This is a genomic window from Cohaesibacter marisflavi (genome assembly GCF_900115225.1).
Classification (GTDB): domain Bacteria; phylum Pseudomonadota; class Alphaproteobacteria; order Rhizobiales; family Cohaesibacteraceae; genus Cohaesibacter; species Cohaesibacter marisflavi.
The window spans coordinates 205,337-219,292 of record NZ_FOVR01000003.1 but is presented as its reverse complement, the minus strand read 5'-3'; the positions used below and the strand labels follow the sequence as shown (position 1 = coordinate 219,292).

At 55.6% G+C, this 13,956-nt stretch carries 13 protein-coding genes; 7 read left to right on the top strand and 6 right to left on the bottom strand.

Features of this window, described 5'->3' with window-relative positions; translation table 11 throughout:
- Positions 1-270 precede the first annotated feature (270 nt).
- Entirely contained in the window at positions 271-468 is a 198-nt protein-coding gene (locus BM258_RS07710) for a heavy-metal-associated domain-containing protein (protein WP_090070812.1), read from the bottom strand.
- 177 nt (positions 469-645) lie between these two features.
- Between BM258_RS07710 and BM258_RS07705 the strand changes: the two genes are divergently transcribed.
- Together BM258_RS07705 and BM258_RS07700 are read left to right on the top strand one after the other, a co-directional pair.
- The gene (locus BM258_RS07705; protein ID WP_090070810.1) at positions 646-1,482 is read left to right on the top strand and encodes a patatin-like phospholipase family protein; all 837 of its coding nucleotides are present in this window, start codon (positions 646-648) and stop codon (positions 1,480-1,482) included.
- 203 nt (positions 1,483-1,685) lie between these two features.
- A complete protein-coding gene (locus BM258_RS07700) occupies positions 1,686-2,309 on the top strand; it encodes a hypothetical protein (protein WP_175527978.1) in 624 nt (207 codons plus the stop codon).
- A 143-nt stretch (positions 2,310-2,452) separates the two neighbouring features.
- Here the strand turns inward: BM258_RS07700 and BM258_RS07695 are convergent, their stop codons facing one another.
- The gene (locus tag BM258_RS07695; protein ID WP_090070808.1) at positions 2,453-3,100 is read right to left on the bottom strand and encodes a DUF6101 family protein; all 648 of its coding nucleotides are present in this window, start codon (positions 3,098-3,100) and stop codon (positions 2,453-2,455) included.
- 284 nt (positions 3,101-3,384) lie between these two features.
- On the opposite strand from BM258_RS07695, the gene BM258_RS07690 reads away from it, so the two are divergent.
- The 5 genes from BM258_RS07690 to lpxK all read left to right on the top strand — a co-directional run bounded on the left by BM258_RS07690 (position 3,385) and on the right by lpxK (position 9,226).
- On the top strand, positions 3,385-4,755 hold the full coding sequence (locus tag BM258_RS07690) for a TldD/PmbA family protein (RefSeq protein ID WP_090070807.1): 1,371 nt from the start codon (positions 3,385-3,387) through the stop codon (positions 4,753-4,755).
- On the top strand, positions 4,742-5,584 hold the full coding sequence (locus BM258_RS07685; protein WP_090070805.1) for a 3'(2'),5'-bisphosphate nucleotidase CysQ: 843 nt from the start codon (positions 4,742-4,744) through the stop codon (positions 5,582-5,584). The genes BM258_RS07690 and BM258_RS07685 overlap by 14 nt, the downstream gene beginning before the upstream one ends.
- Positions 5,585-5,824: 240 nt before the next feature.
- Positions 5,825-6,520: a lysophospholipid acyltransferase family protein gene (locus tag BM258_RS07680; RefSeq protein WP_139229231.1), complete on the top strand. Its 696-nt coding sequence runs from the start codon at positions 5,825-5,827 to the stop codon at positions 6,518-6,520.
- Between the two features lie 323 nt (positions 6,521-6,843).
- Positions 6,844-8,163, top strand: coding sequence for a 3-deoxy-D-manno-octulosonic acid transferase (locus BM258_RS07675; RefSeq protein ID WP_090070801.1), 1,320 nt, complete (start codon positions 6,844-6,846; stop codon positions 8,161-8,163).
- Between the two features lie 43 nt (positions 8,164-8,206).
- The gene (gene lpxK / locus BM258_RS07670) at positions 8,207-9,226 is read left to right on the top strand and encodes a tetraacyldisaccharide 4'-kinase (protein WP_090070799.1); all 1,020 of its coding nucleotides are present in this window, start codon (positions 8,207-8,209) and stop codon (positions 9,224-9,226) included.
- 33 nt (positions 9,227-9,259) lie between these two features.
- Here lpxK and BM258_RS07665 read toward each other — a convergent pair whose 3' ends face one another.
- The 4 genes from BM258_RS07665 to BM258_RS07650 form a co-directional block, all read right to left on the bottom strand.
- Positions 9,260-9,481 carry a DUF2093 domain-containing protein gene (locus BM258_RS07665; RefSeq protein ID WP_407062705.1) on the bottom strand — a complete coding sequence of 74 codons (222 nt, stop codon included), beginning with the start codon at positions 9,479-9,481 and terminating at the stop codon, positions 9,260-9,262.
- 106 nt (positions 9,482-9,587) lie between these two features.
- A complete protein-coding gene (locus BM258_RS07660) occupies positions 9,588-11,057 on the bottom strand; it encodes an MATE family efflux transporter (RefSeq protein WP_090070797.1) in 1,470 nt (489 codons plus the stop codon).
- A gap of 355 nt (positions 11,058-11,412) precedes the next feature.
- Entirely contained in the window at positions 11,413-13,212 is a 1,800-nt protein-coding gene (locus BM258_RS07655; RefSeq protein ID WP_090070795.1) for a DEAD/DEAH box helicase, read from the bottom strand.
- A 300-nt stretch (positions 13,213-13,512) separates the two neighbouring features.
- A complete protein-coding gene (locus BM258_RS07650) occupies positions 13,513-13,818 on the bottom strand; it encodes a DnaJ family domain-containing protein (protein WP_090070793.1) in 306 nt (101 codons plus the stop codon).
- Positions 13,819-13,956: the final 138 nt, after the last annotated feature.

Sequence of the window (13,956 nt, the reverse complement as noted above, 5' to 3'; positions counted from 1 at the left end):
TTGAATTGACTTGTAAGGCTATGTTGCGCAAACAGGGTAAACAAAGTCTTTTCATTTATGCACTCTGGGCCAAATAGCGCAGCTTTTTGTCGCATTATGCGAAAAAAATCGAAAAACTGGTGTGTAAAGGATTGATAAAAATCAAAAGCAAGCTTGCCAAGGACAATAGTTATGATCATGGATGACTAAAAATGAGCCAAAAGAAAGGCCGGGTAGACATCGCACCCAGCCATTCAATCGGGCAAATTGTACCTTAGCCTGCGAACCGGCCTATGCCAGCGCAGCCGGGAAGCCGGCTTCTTCAATGGCTGTGCGGATCGCTTCCGGATTGGCACCAGATTCGACCTTCACTTCGCCTGTTTCAAGGCTGGCATCCACTTCAGCGGACGCATCCACGCCTTTGACGGCTTCAGTCACTGATTTGACGCAGCCACCGCAGGCCATTTCTTGAACATTCAATTTGATCATGAGGTGGTTTCCATTCTTTAATCTGTCAAAGTTGAATATTAGAACTATATTTATTGTACAGGTCCGGTGCAATGGCTTTTCAAAAACTTGACAGGCGAGCGGGGCAAAGCACCTGTTTGCGAACCAAACCAGGCGTGAAGCCCATTACTATCTGAGAGCTGAACAGCGAGAAACAAAATGAGCGACAAAAAGGTGGCAGTTGCCTTTGGTGGTGGTGGCGCGCGTGGCATATCCCATATCTGGATCATGGAGGCGCTGGACGAGCTCGGCATAAAGCCCGTCGCTCTCTCTGGAACATCAATCGGTGCTCTGGCTGCAGTATGTTATGCCTCAGGATATTCCGGGGTCGATCTGCGCGCCTATATGCTTGATCTGTTTGGCAATACAGGGGAGGTTCTATCCCGTTTCTGGAAACACCGCCCGCGCAGCTTCTCACGGCTCTTTTCAGTGCAAAATCCCATGGCCAACTGGAGCCAGTTCGATCCGGTCTGGATGGTGGAAAGCTTTCTGCCACCCGATATCAAAAAGGATTTCAGCGCCCTTGAAATTCCGGCCAGCTTCAGTGCCACAGATTATTTTTCTGGCGATGAGGTTATTTTCAACAAGGGGGATTTGATCAACGCACTGGCCGCTTCCATTGCCATTCCGGCCCTTTTTCGCCCTATCGAAATCAACGGGCACCTGCTGATCGATGGGGGCTGTGTCAATCCTCTGCCAGTGGATCATGTGCGGGCGCAGGCAGATATCGTCATCGGTGTGGACGTGGTTGGTCTGCCGCAAAAGCCACGGGATGGCAAAATCGGGTCATTTGAAATGGGCTTCGGAGCAACACAGATTCTCATGCAGACAATCCAGCGCGAAAAGATGCGCCATGACAAGGCTGACATCTTGGTACAGCCAAGAGTGGATGCCTTCCGGCCTCTGGATTTTCTCAAGACAGCGGACATTCTTGAAGCCAGCCGCGACACCAAGGAAGAAGTCAAGCAGAGCTTGTCTCGCCTGCTTGAGCGATGAGCAAAGAATAACGAGTGATGGCAGCCCTGTCCGCATTTCACAGCCGTTCTGCTACGGGCACTTTTTTCACGATGTCGTGAAACTTTCGCCCTGATTCGAATGTTGTGTTCACATATAGGGGGTATGTATGGTGTAATACGTATTATTCACCATGGTGCCATTACCTCAAACCGCAATTCAAACTGCTTGACTCCGGATCATCCATGCCCTTCTCTCATCATGTCCCGACCATTTGCTTTGGAGCCTTCTTCGCGGTGCTGATTCCCATAGAGGCGATGACGGCGGGTATGGTGGAGCAGGAGAAGCGGTCCAAATATGCCGGACAGCAAGAGCGAACCATCAAGAGCCTGTCGCAGGACGATATAGACGAGCTTAAGAAGGGTGGTGGCTGGGGGCTCGCCAAGGCTGCCGAACTGAACGGCTTTCCCGGTCCAGCCCATTTGCTGGACCTGAAAGACAAATTGGTGCTGGATGACGAGCAGGTCGAGAAGCTTGAAACGCTCTATGAGCAGATGACAAGCGATGCGCGGAAGGAAGCCAAAACCTACATTTTTCTTGAAGCCAAGCTTGAAAAGGAATTCAGCGCGGGCCGCATCAATGATGGTCTGTTGCGCACGGCCTTGGGCTATATAGAAGAATCCCGCCGCAAGCTGCGCTATATCCATCTGTCCGCGCATCTGGAAGCAACGAAGATTGTGACCCCCGAGCAGGTTGAGCACTATAATGCCTTACGGGGATATAGCGAAGAGAGCGATGTCTGCGCCTCAGTGCCAGAAGGGCATGATGCCGCCATGTGGCGCAAGCATAACGGATGTGGTGAGAACTAAGACGGTTGCTGAGATGCCGTGCATAGGGCGGCCCCGATGAGAGCTTTTTCCTACAGAGACAAGCAACGCTAAGACAAACAAAAAAGAGGGCCGATTGACCCTCTCTTTCGTGCATGTCTTGGGATGTTCACCTGCAAGCGCGCCTAGTTGCGCGCGATAATCTCGCGTTCCTGAAAATGTTGCATCGGACCGCATGTGCCCGTTTTCCGACGCACAAGAAACCGTGGACGGCGAGCCGAGATCTGTGCATGTGGCCGACGTGGCATTTGTGGCCCCGTCACCAGATCCGCAAGCGGGCCATTCCTGTCACTGGCCACTTCATAATCGCCAGCGCCCAGAGGCTTGTGCAACATGGGCAAATGATAACGATTGGACCAGCTCTGCCAGTCAACGGCAGCTTCTTCCAGATCTGTGCTTGCCATCAAGGGCAAGGTCAGATTGGGATCGTCATGTACAAGTTCGAGAATGCAGATCAGCGGATTGCCTTCGCGCTTGCCGACAATGAAACGGGCCCCGACACCTTTATAATAAGCCAGTGGGACGCGCACCAGCAGCGGCAAACCGCAGCTGAGATTGCACTCGACAAGCACCTGATCTGCCTTGATTTGAACGATACCGGGAACCTGTGCGCCGAACAGAGCGGTTTCGCTGAAGCCGCTGAGCTTGGCTGCCTTGGATCGGATTTCGCCGGATTGGAAATACTTTGCCAGATTGTGGGGATCAATGCGTGCTGCCCCCTCAACCTGGTAGGAAATGGCTTCCGTGTATTTTTGATTTTCCTGACGCCTCACGAGCCTTCTCCTTCGAGCCCCTTTTGGGATGCTTCTTTTGAATAGGCTCAGCCTAGCAAACAGGCTTCAGTATTTGCTTAATTAAGAGGGTTAAAAAAGCGTGATATTATATAGGGTTAGGGAATTATTACCGGGGTCGAATCTTCACCTTTTGGCAACCACTTTCCCCCAGATTGTGCTCACGGCCCTTATGCCTTTTTACTTGCTCAAGCCGCTTCAAGCCCCTAAGACAGAAGGAAAGCGTGTTTTGATCGCTCCACCCGCAAAGCAGAAGACAAGAGTTTATGTCAGACCTTCTTGATCAGTCCATTATTGAGGAAAGAGCCCACCATCTTGTAAAAGCCGCCATGAAGGCTGGAGCCGACTCCGCTGATGCGGTCGCTGCCAGAGCCATTTCCAGTTCGGTTGGCTTGCGCGATGGATCATTGGAAGAAAATGAGCATTCCGAGAATGACTCCATGGCGCTTCGGGTCTTTATAGATGGGTGTAAGGCATCCATTTCCACCAATACCACCGACGATCTGGATATCCTGACCAAGCTCGCCGAACGGGCGGTTGCCATGGCGCATCTGTCTCCGCCCGATCCCTTCGCGCGACTGGCCGCGCGCAGCGATCTGATGGAGCCTTCTCTTGTGGCCGAACGGGTCAAGGCCTGTGATCCGGCCGATCTCAATATTCCCACCTCGGAAGATCTGACCCGTATGGTGGAAGAGGCCGAAGAAGCTGCCATGGCGGTGGAGGGGGTGACCAAATCCGGCGGCGCCGGTGCCGGGCATTTTCTGGGGGGCGCTGTGCTGGCCACGTCTCACGGCTTTGTTGGCTCCTATCTGTCTTCTCGTATTTCATTCTCCGTCACTGCCATTGCAGGCACTGGCATGACGATGGAGCGGGATTATTCCTTCTCGGCTGCGGTGCATCGCGATGATTTGCGGTCTCCGGGGCTCGTCGGCCGTCGGGCGGGTGAGCGGGCGGTGAGCCGTCTCAATCCGGCCAAGATCGAAACCGGCACCTACGATATCCTGTTCGAGCCTCGGGTTGCGACAACGCTGGTTGGCCATTTCGCGTCCGCCATCAATGGTGCAGCCATTGCGCGGCATACTTCTTTCCTCAATGACAAGCTTGGTCGGCAGGTCTTCCCGTCCGGCATTTGCATCAATGACGATCCGATGCTGCCACGCGGTCTTGGCTCGCGCCCCTTTGACGGGGAAGGCGTGGATTGCCAGCCTCTGGCTCTGGTGGAAAATGGCTATCTGAACCAATGGGTTCTGGATAGCGCAACCGCTGCCGAGCTGGGAATGAAAACCAACGGACGGGCAACCCGCTCAGGCGCCAACCCTTATCCGTCAACGACCAACCTGCGCCTTGAGAAGGGCACCCACACCCAGCAGGAGCTGATTGCCGGTATCAAGGATGGCATTTACATTACCGACCTGATCGGGCAGGGCGTGAATGGGGTGACGGGCGATTATTCCCGTGGCGCTTCCGGCGTGCGCATCAAGGATGGCAAGCTGGCCGAAGCCATTTCCGAAATCACCATCGCCGGCAACCTCGTTGACATGTTTGCGCGGATGATTCCGGCGGACGACCTTTCCTTTGAACATGCGGTTAATTCACCGTCCATTCTGGTAGAGGGCATGACAGTTGCCGGACGATAAGACTTGCAAGGCATCTGCCGGTTCCAAACACGCCTACAAGGAAGACACCAAACTTCTGGAAGACGCTGCCAGCAAGGCAGGGGCGCTTGCGCTGCGCTATTTCAACAGGGACCCACAGGTCTGGACCAAACAGAATTACAGTCCGGTCACAGAGGCTGATCTGGCCGTTGACGAGTTTCTAAAAGAAACTCTGATGGCCGCCCGCCCGGACTATGGCTGGCTTTCCGAAGAGAGCGAAGACAATCCCGAGCGGCTGGAAAAGCAGCGCGTCTTTGTCATCGATCCCATTGATGGCACCCGGGCCTTCATTGATGGTGGTACGGAGTGGACCATCTCGCTTGCGGTGGTGGAGAATCACAGGCCGGTGGCTGCCGTGCTGTTCGCACCCGTGCGCGGTGAGATGTATTGCGCCTCCCGCTTTGGTGGCACACAGCTTAATAATGTGCCCGTTGTCTGTCCGCGCCTCGCCAATCTGGATGGCGCCAGAGTAGCCGGTCCGCGTCCGGCTATTGCCAGAGGGCCGCTGGCCCGTGCTGGTGTGCAAAATGCCGGCTATGTCCGCTCGTTGGCCTACAGAATCGTCATGGTCACCACCGGAGCCCTTGATCTGGCTCTGGCTCGCGAAGACGCCAATGACTGGGACTTGGCGGCCGCTGACCTCATCGTCGAAGAGGCTCACGGTATTCTGCGCGACAAGTCCAACAATCTGCTGAAATATAACCGGCCCAATGTGCATCATGATAGCCTATACGCCTCCTGCAAGGCGCTTGGTCGTCTGGTTGCTCCCATGATGCCAGCCTTGCAATTTCCGCAAAGACGCCACGGTTGAGTCTCGCCAGAAGAGGGCTGAAAAGGCGGGCTTTGCGCGCCTTCATCCGCATGCGCTTGTGGATTTAACCTTACTGGCTGTTTTAATGCGCAAATATGGCAGATCCTGTCCCTCTCTCATGGTCTCCGCTCTTCCCTTTGCTGCCGAATAGCACTATATGGAGAGCGCAAAAGACGGAGCTGGCTGACTTGTTCGAGCAGGGTTTCTCTTCGTCAGGTCAGATCGGAGTAGGCGCAAACCGTGCGAGAGTTGAAGAAAATTTTTCGCTCCAAACCAGTGTTGACACTGGGGGGACGGCTGATTGCGCTCTGGCTGCGGTTGGTGCATGCCACCAACCGTATGGTCAACAATCCCGATGAAGGCTATGCAAGGGTCGAAGGACACTATCCGGCGATCGTGGCGCTCTGGCATGGGCAGCATTTCATGGTGCCTTTGGTCAAGCGCAAGAACGACCCCTTCAAGGCGCTGGTATCGCGCTCCGGGGATGGGCATCTCAATAGTGTCGCCGCAGAGGCTCTTGGCGTTGATGTGGTGCGCGGCTCCGGCGGGCGCAATCGCTCCAAGACGCTGACAAAGGGCGGCATTTCAGCGCTGAAGAATCTGGTGTCCTGCCTGCGTGAAGGCATTGGCGTTGTGATGACAGTCAATGTGCCCAAAACTGGCGCCAGAGAATGCGGTCTCGGCGTGGTCACGCTGGCCAAGTTGAGCGGGCGCCCGATCATTCCGGCCGCCTATGCCTCTTCCCGGCGCATTGATCTTGATACCTGGGACAAGGCATCGGTCAATCTGCCCTTCGGCAAGGCTGCCTTCATCATTGGCGAACCGATCTATGTGTCGCACGAGGCCGATGAGGCAGAGTTGGAGCGCATGCGCCAATTGGTGGAAGCTGCGCTCAATGAGACCACCCGCAAGGCCTACGAAGCTCTCAAACACTAGCGCCATGGGCAACAAAGTGTCTGGTGTCGGCCTGCATGGTCAGATGCCCTGAAGGTTTGTTTACCGTTTGGAGCCTCTATGGACAGGCCCCCTTGCAAAAGAGCGGAAACGCTTGCATGTTTGGGCAATCTTGTGTGTAGTGTGCAAGGTTGTATAAAATATAATAGCAAAAATGGCTTGGCCATTCGCTCGGACATTTGTAGCATGCGGCAGCTTTATCGGGGGGCCTCGCTTTAGGGAGGTCAAGCTGTTGATTGTCTCCCCGCCGCCATCTTTTGGACCATAAGTTTAGGCCATAGTGAGGAAAACAGAACGGATAATTGATGGACTGGTCAGGACGATTTGCACTTTCCACCTATCGCATGGCGGGATATGCGGCGAGCCCTTTGGCTCCGCTGTTGGTTGGCTTGCGCGCGCGCAAGGGCAAGGAGATTCCGGCCCGTCGCAAGGAGCGCTACGGCAAATCTTCCATCGCTCGCCCGTCTGGCCCTCTCATTTGGGTGCATGCGGCCTCTGTGGGTGAAACCAATGCCGTACTGCCGCTTATCAATCTGATAACGGAAACCGGCACTCAGGTTCTGTTGACAACTGTCACGGTCACATCGGCCCAAATCGCCCAAAAGCACCTGCCAAGTGGCGCCTTCCATCAGTTCGTGCCCTTTGATATTGCGCCTTATGTCAATCGGTTCCTCAATTTCTGGCAGCCGGATATGGCGCTGTTTGTGGAATCGGAAATCTGGCCCTTTATCCTGTCAGAATTGAACAATCGCGACATCCCCATGATCGTGGTCAACGGGCGCATGTCTGAGCGATCATTCCGGCGCTGGTCCAAGTTCCCTTCGGTCTTCCGGCAGATGTTCGGCAATGTGCCGCTCTGTCTTGCTCAGACCAAAGAAGACAGAGACCGTTATACCAATCTGGGCGTGGCGCAGGTCGAGGTGACCGGCAATCTCAAATTCGATGTACCTCCACCTCAGGCCGATGAAGAGCAACTCCAGCGCATGCGCATGGCCGTGGGCAATCGTCCGGTCTGGGTGGCCGCAAGCACGCATCCGGGCGAAGAGCGGCTTCTGGCTCAGGCGCACAGTCGCATGGCGGTGCGCATTCCCAATCTGCTCACTATTATCGTACCGCGCCATCCCGAGCGCAGCGACGATATCATGAAGGAACTGGTTGGCATCGTGCCGCGCATCCAGCGCCGTTCTGAAGAGCCCGATCTGTTCCCTAAAACCGATATCTATATCGCTGATACCATTGGCGAAATGGGGCTATTCTATCGCCTGTCCCGCATTGCATTTGTCGGTGGCTCTCTGGTTGACCATGGCGGCCAGAACCCGATTGAACCGGCCCGACTGGGCTGCACGATCCTGCATGGACCAAGTGTGGAGAATTTCCAGAATATCTACGATGCTCTGGATCAGACCGGCGGCGCGGAATGTTTGCATAATGAGCGCGAACTTATTCAGACCCTTGCACGCCTCATGTCCTCCTCTGCCGAAATCGACCGGCGTGTCGAGTTGGCCAGACGGTCCCTGCGGCCATTCTCTGGCGCTCTTGACATGACGATGATGGCGCTTAATCCTTTCCTTGAGCCCCTCAAGATCAATGCCGAGCTGAACAGGGCGAATAGCGAAACGCCTTGAGCTAACGCGCCAGCCGGGCTATCGGGCAACAGGAGAGCAGACTATGAAGGCACCCGGCTTTTGGACAGAGCGAAACGCTCTGGCGTGGCTTCTCTATCCCGTTAGCCTTGTCTACGGCCGGATTTCCCTTGCCCGTTTTAAGAAGAAAGCTCTCTACAAGGCCCATATGCCCGTGCTTTGCATCGGTAATCTGGTGATGGGAGGGGCTGGCAAGACGCCGACTGCGATCACGCTGGGGCGCGTGGCCAAGGGCCAGCATCTTTCTCCCATCTTTTTAACACGTGGCTTCAAGGGGCAGGAGCCCGGCCCTTTGCTGGTTGATCCTGCTACCCATTCCATCGCCGATGTTGGCGATGAAGCCCTGCTGTTGGCCCGTGTGGCGCCAACGATCGTCTCTCGCGACAGGGTGGCGGGTGCAAAGCTGGCTGAAGAGATTTCCGGTGGCCAGGAAGGCAGCATCATCATCATGGATGACGGCTTTCAAAACCCCTATCTGCACAAGGATTTCAACCTGATCATTGTGGATTCGCAGCAGAGCCTTGGCAACGGCTTTGTCTTTCCTGCCGGCCCCCTGCGTGCGCCGCTGCACCCTCAGGTCTGGCGTGCTGATCAGTTTGTCATCGTCGGGGAAGGATCCAAGGGACCGCAGTTGCAACAACTTTTCTCAAAGCTGGGAAAAGGCACGGTCAACGCCCGTTTGCTGCCGGGGAAATGCAGTTTGTTGGGCGGAACCCGCATATTTGCCTTCTGCGGCATCGGCCGACCTGACAAGTTCCACCGCACGCTTGATCAGCTGGATCTTGCGGTGATTGATCATATTCATTTTGATGATCACCACAGCTTCACCATCGAAGAAGGGCAGGAAATTCTGGATCGGGCAGCCGCGCAGAATCTCGAAATCGTGACCACAGCCAAGGATCACGTCCGTCTAGCCGAACTGGGCGAGGTCGGAGCGCAGCTGGCCAGTAAGGCTCATATCATCGAGGTCGATATGGGCTTTGAAGACAAGGGCTTTGCGGCGCGTCTGCTCACTGAGGTTCGCCGCAAATTCTCGCGACGCTAAGATTGTTTCTAGAGAGATGCTCCAGACTGTGTGTCAGTCCTTTTTCGCGGCAGCGGCTTTTTCGGCCTGAAAGGATGCTTCGCAGTCGATATAGGCTTCCTGACGATCCACCGACCAGTATTTCAGGTCATCAAGTGGAATGGGGCGGCCGGTGACGGCACATCTGACGTAAGACCCTGAATGAATGACCTGCAAGTCTGCATCTTTATAGCGCAGCACGGCTTCCTTGCCGGAATTTGGCAGATTGATCATCATGGTCTTGGTCCTTTCCCTTATGCGTCTTGTCTTGTTCTAGCGCTCAATCCACGCTCTGACCAGCCCTTGCTGCAAGATTGCTCGCGATTTTTTCGCAAGCCAGCGGCTACATGTTGCCCTTGCCAGAGGAGAAAGGCGAGAGCGCGCGTCGGTACCAGTTCTCGACCGGGTTGGTGTCAGCGGCACCGCCATGACCATGTTGCTTGTTGATGACATAAAAGCAGGTCAGGATCGCCATCAACCCGAAAATGACGGCACCAACGGCCTGCCCGAGCAAAGCCCCTTCCGCGCCTGCCAGATAGGTGCCCAGCATAACGGTAGGGATGGTCCCCAGCGTTGAGCGCCCCCAGTTGAAGGCCGTGGAATAGGCAGGGTGCCCGAGATTGTTGAAGGCGGCGTTGGAGACAAACAGGAAGCCCATGAAGATGCTGCTTGGAGCAATCCACGTACAGAAGAAGCGCACGAAATCGGCCGCATCACCCTCGGCTTGGAAAATGTCGACAATCATGCCCTGCGCCACAAACAGGATGAACCACACAAAGAGCGAATAACCCAGAATGAAATACATGCTGTCGCGCAGGGTGAGCTTGACGCGATGATGAAGTCCTGCGCCCAGATTTTGCCCGAAGATCGGCCCCACTGAGCCTGAAAGTGCAAACAGGGCTGTCCATGCCAAGGGTTGGATGCGTCCGATGATGGCCCAGCCAGCCACGGCCTGATCGCCATAGTCGGCGATAGACATGGTGACATAGGCGTTGCCAACGGGAGTGGCCACATTGGTCAGCATCGCAGGAATGGCTATGGGAAACAGAACCCGCCATTGACTGAAAAGATCTTCCAGACTGTCTGGCTTGGCAAGGATCTGCTTGACAAAAAGCGTGCCGCGAATGCCCATGCCGATCATCACGAAGCGGGACAGGACCGAGGCAATGGCCGCCCCTTCGATGCCTAGCCCGAATCCGAAAATGAAGATCGGGTCGAGAATGGCCGAGGCAAAGCCGCCAGCCAGCGTGACATACATGGACCCCTTGGCGTCTCCGTTGGCGCGCATGATGCCGGCCAGCATCATCGAAATGCCAAGAAACGGCATGGATGGGATAACGATAGACAGGAAGCTAACGGCAATCGAGTGGGTGTCTCCCTTCGCTCCGATAAAGGTCAGCAGCTCGGGAATGAAGGCAAAGACCAACCCTGCCATCACGATCATCATCAGGAAAACGGCGATCAGTGCGCTGCCCGCCCTCCGTTTGGCAAGCTCTTTGCGCTCTTCTCCCAACGCGCGGGCAATGATGGCAGAACCGCCGATCATCATGCCGATGCTGAGCGAGTTATTGAAGAACATGATCGTGGCTGAATAGCCAATGGCCGCTGCCAATTCCGCCTGCCCAAGTAGGGAGATATAGAACAGGTTCGCCAGATCCACCATGAAGACGGCAATCATGCCCACCGCGCCTGTTGCCGTCATGGTGACAACATGACGGAAAATCGAGCCGGTCACGAATTTGGCCCGTTGGGAGGTGTCCGTTTTGGGCTGGGAAGCGGCTGCCGAAGACGGCTGCGTGATCTTTTCGGTCATGCAAATTCCTGTTTAGTGGCATCCGGCCAGGTCGCCGCCGGTGTGGTGCGATCCGGCAAAGGCATGAAAATGGGTAGCAATGGGGTGTGCCTTGTCAGGTTCCCTTTGTCGGCCCAGAAAAAAGGTTGGTCATCCGGAAAATGTCAGGCCCATTAAATAGGGAATGTCGGCGGATATTGAAAGAGGGGGAGGCCGCTTTCTTCCTCTTCGCCCTTGCTGCCGAAGCAATGCTTTTGCCACAGCAGAAGGAGAAACTGAGCGGAAAGAATGCAAATCGGCCCGCGCAGATCAAAGACACGGGCCGAAATGGATAAGAGATTGGACAAGGGAAAGAAGGCTGAAACCAGCCTGCCTCCTAGTCGTTGAGTGGGTGGTAATTCTTGTTTCCACCCTTGCCACGGTGGGACTTCTTGTCCTTGCGGTATCCATCATTCTGGCCGCGTCCTTCGCTGCGACCATCACGGCGGCGTGGGCGCGGACCATCATTGAAACGTCCCTTGCCACCGGCGCTGCGCGGTTTGCCGCGTCCGCCACCAGAATTAAGCAGATGCTCGGGGCGTTCGCCGATCTTGGTGATGCGCAGGCTCTTCTCGCCGGTGCCTTCCGCCTCGGTTACATCCTGAAAACGGTCTGCAACATCTGGGGCCAATTCAAACACGGTCTCGCCATCGAGAATGCGGATGAAGCCGACCTTCTTCTTGTTGAAGCCGCCGACACGGCAGATGAGAGGCAACAGCCAGCGCGGCTCGGCCCGATGCTTGCGCCCGGCATTGATGCGGAACCAAACGCCATTTTCAAAGTCGTTTCTTTCCTGAACGCCTTTGCGAGTGTCTTCCTTGTAGTTGACGGCAATCAGCTCTTCAGGCGCAGGATAGTTGGCCTGCTGGGTCGCAAGGAAGGCATGGGCAACCTGTTCGGCCCCATAGGTGGCCAGCAGGCTCTCGGCCAAAGTCAGATCATCGCCGGTTGGCACTTCAAGCAGCTTTGGATGCTCGAAGATGCGCGCCTGATCATTTTTCAAAATATCGTCGATGCTCGGCACCGGTTCCCAATTGACGCGCACACGAGCGAATTTCAGGAGACGGTTGACCAAGTTGCGCTTGTTGTGCGGAACGATAATGGCGCAATTGCCCTTGCGTCCGGCGCGACCCGTGCGGCCCGAACGGTGCAGCAGGGCGTCAGAGTTGTTGGGCAGATCCGCATGGATCACAAGATCAAGGTTCGGTAGGTCGATACCGCGTGCAGCCACGTCGGTGGCCACACAGACCCGAGCCCGTCCATCACGCATCGCCTGCAGTGCATGGGTGCGTTCAGCTTGGCTAAGCTCACCGGAAAGCGCGACTACGGCAAATCCACGGTTCGAAAGGCGCGCAGACAAATGGCGCACCATTTCGCGGGTCGAGCAAAAGATCATCGTGCTGGGCGACTCGTGGAAGCGCAGAACGTTGATTACGGCCTTTTCCTTGTCCTTTGGCGAAACAAGATGGGCGTGATAGTCGATATCCGCGTGCTGCTGGCGCTGTTCTGCCGTTGTAATGCGTAGGGCATCGCGCTGGTAGGTTTTGGCCAGTTCTTCAATCGGGCGCGGTACGGTTGCCGAGAAGAGGAAGGTCTGGCGCTCTTCAGATGCGTTGGAAAGGATGAATTCCAGATCTTCGCGGAAGCCCAGATCAAGCATTTCATCAGCTTCATCGAGAACAGAAACTTTCAGCCATTTCAGATCGAGGGAGCCGCGTTCGATATGATCGCGCAGACGGCCCGGCGTGCCCACCAGAATGTGGCAGCCATGGGAGAGATCGCGGCGCTCGCGGCGAATATCCATGCCGCCAACGCAGGAGGCGATATGCGCACCGCAATCGGCATAAAGCCATGTCAGTTCGGCCTTGACCTGCATGGCCAATTCGCGCGTTGGGGCGATGACCAGCGCCAGCGGCTCGGCAGCGCGCGGCAGCTTGCCTTCTTCCCCCAACAGGCTTTCAGCCATGCCCAACCCGAAGGCAACTGTTTTGCCAGAGCCGGTCTGGGCGGACACCAGAAGGTCGCGGCCCTTCACATCGGCTTCGATGACAGCTTGCTGTACAGAGGTAAGATGATCATAGCCATGATGGGTCAAGGCTGTGGCGAGCACGGGATGCACGCTTTCGAAATTTGTCATAATAGGCTTTCCAGGAAGTCCTTGCCAGCAGAGCTCTGGCCTTCGTAAATTGATTCCCGCGTCTTGAAGCCTTTTCCCCTCGCAGCTCTCTTGCTCAGACGCAAGCTGCTCCATCGGCCAACCATGTCACGGGGTGAGGCCCCCTTGTAGAGGACGCTTTGCGAAATTGCAATCACTCCTTGGCAATCCCTTCGGGCAATTGGGCATAAAAGAACGAGAGGGGCAGCCTCGCCGTCTTCTCGACACCGTCTGCTCCCCTCACAATGACGAGCGCAGTTAGCTATTTTGGGCGGGTGCGGCCTATCCGCGTTCCTTTTCGATGGCCATTTGGGTGCGCATGTCCGCGATCTGTTGCTCCAGAGCCTTATGTCTGAGTGGATCCTTGACTTGGTCAAGGCGCTTGAGCAGCGCTTGCAGCTTGCCATTCAGCAACACATAGGCCGGTTTGCCGCCTTGTTCGCGCACCACGCGCGCCAGCAGATCATCCTCAGAGAGGTCAAGATCAGAGAGGGGCTGCCCTGCGTTGGGCAGATTGGAAAGATCTCCATTGTCCAGTGCTTCCTGAATGCGCTGTTCAATCAGATGATCGAGAGGATGTTTCACCATTTGCCAGTGTCCATGCTTGAGAAACGCCAGACATTTTCGCTCCGGAGAATGGTTGAAAAGAATAAAGCTCGATGTCTGTGACAAAATGTCTGCGTCTGAGTGAGTAAAATCGCCGTGATTAGGAAAAGTGAAGGGGAA

What these genes read in the sequence shown, in the direction of transcription:
- BM258_RS07710 (WP_090070812.1), bottom strand. Translation starts at nt 468, where the DNA reads ATGATCAAATTGAATGTTCAAGAAATGGCCTGCGGTGGCTGCGTCAAA.
- BM258_RS07705 (WP_090070810.1), top strand. Translation starts at nt 646, where the DNA reads ATGAGCGACAAAAAGGTGGCAGTTGCCTTTGGTGGTGGTGGCGCGCGT.
- BM258_RS07700 (WP_175527978.1), top strand. Translation starts at nt 1,686, where the DNA reads ATGCCCTTCTCTCATCATGTCCCGACCATTTGCTTTGGAGCCTTCTTC.
- BM258_RS07690 (WP_090070807.1), top strand. Translation starts at nt 3,385, where the DNA reads ATGTCAGACCTTCTTGATCAGTCCATTATTGAGGAAAGAGCCCACCAT.
- BM258_RS07675 (WP_090070801.1), top strand. Translation starts at nt 6,844, where the DNA reads ATGGACTGGTCAGGACGATTTGCACTTTCCACCTATCGCATGGCGGGA.
- lpxK (WP_090070799.1), top strand. Translation starts at nt 8,207, where the DNA reads ATGAAGGCACCCGGCTTTTGGACAGAGCGAAACGCTCTGGCGTGGCTT.
- BM258_RS07665 (WP_407062705.1), bottom strand. Translation starts at nt 9,481, where the DNA reads ATGATGATCAATCTGCCAAATTCCGGCAAGGAAGCCGTGCTGCGCTAT.
- BM258_RS07660 (WP_090070797.1), bottom strand. Translation starts at nt 11,057, where the DNA reads ATGACCGAAAAGATCACGCAGCCGTCTTCGGCAGCCGCTTCCCAGCCC.
- BM258_RS07655 (WP_090070795.1), bottom strand. Translation starts at nt 13,212, where the DNA reads ATGACAAATTTCGAAAGCGTGCATCCCGTGCTCGCCACAGCCTTGACC.
- BM258_RS07650 (WP_090070793.1), bottom strand. Translation starts at nt 13,818, where the DNA reads ATGGTGAAACATCCTCTCGATCATCTGATTGAACAGCGCATTCAGGAA.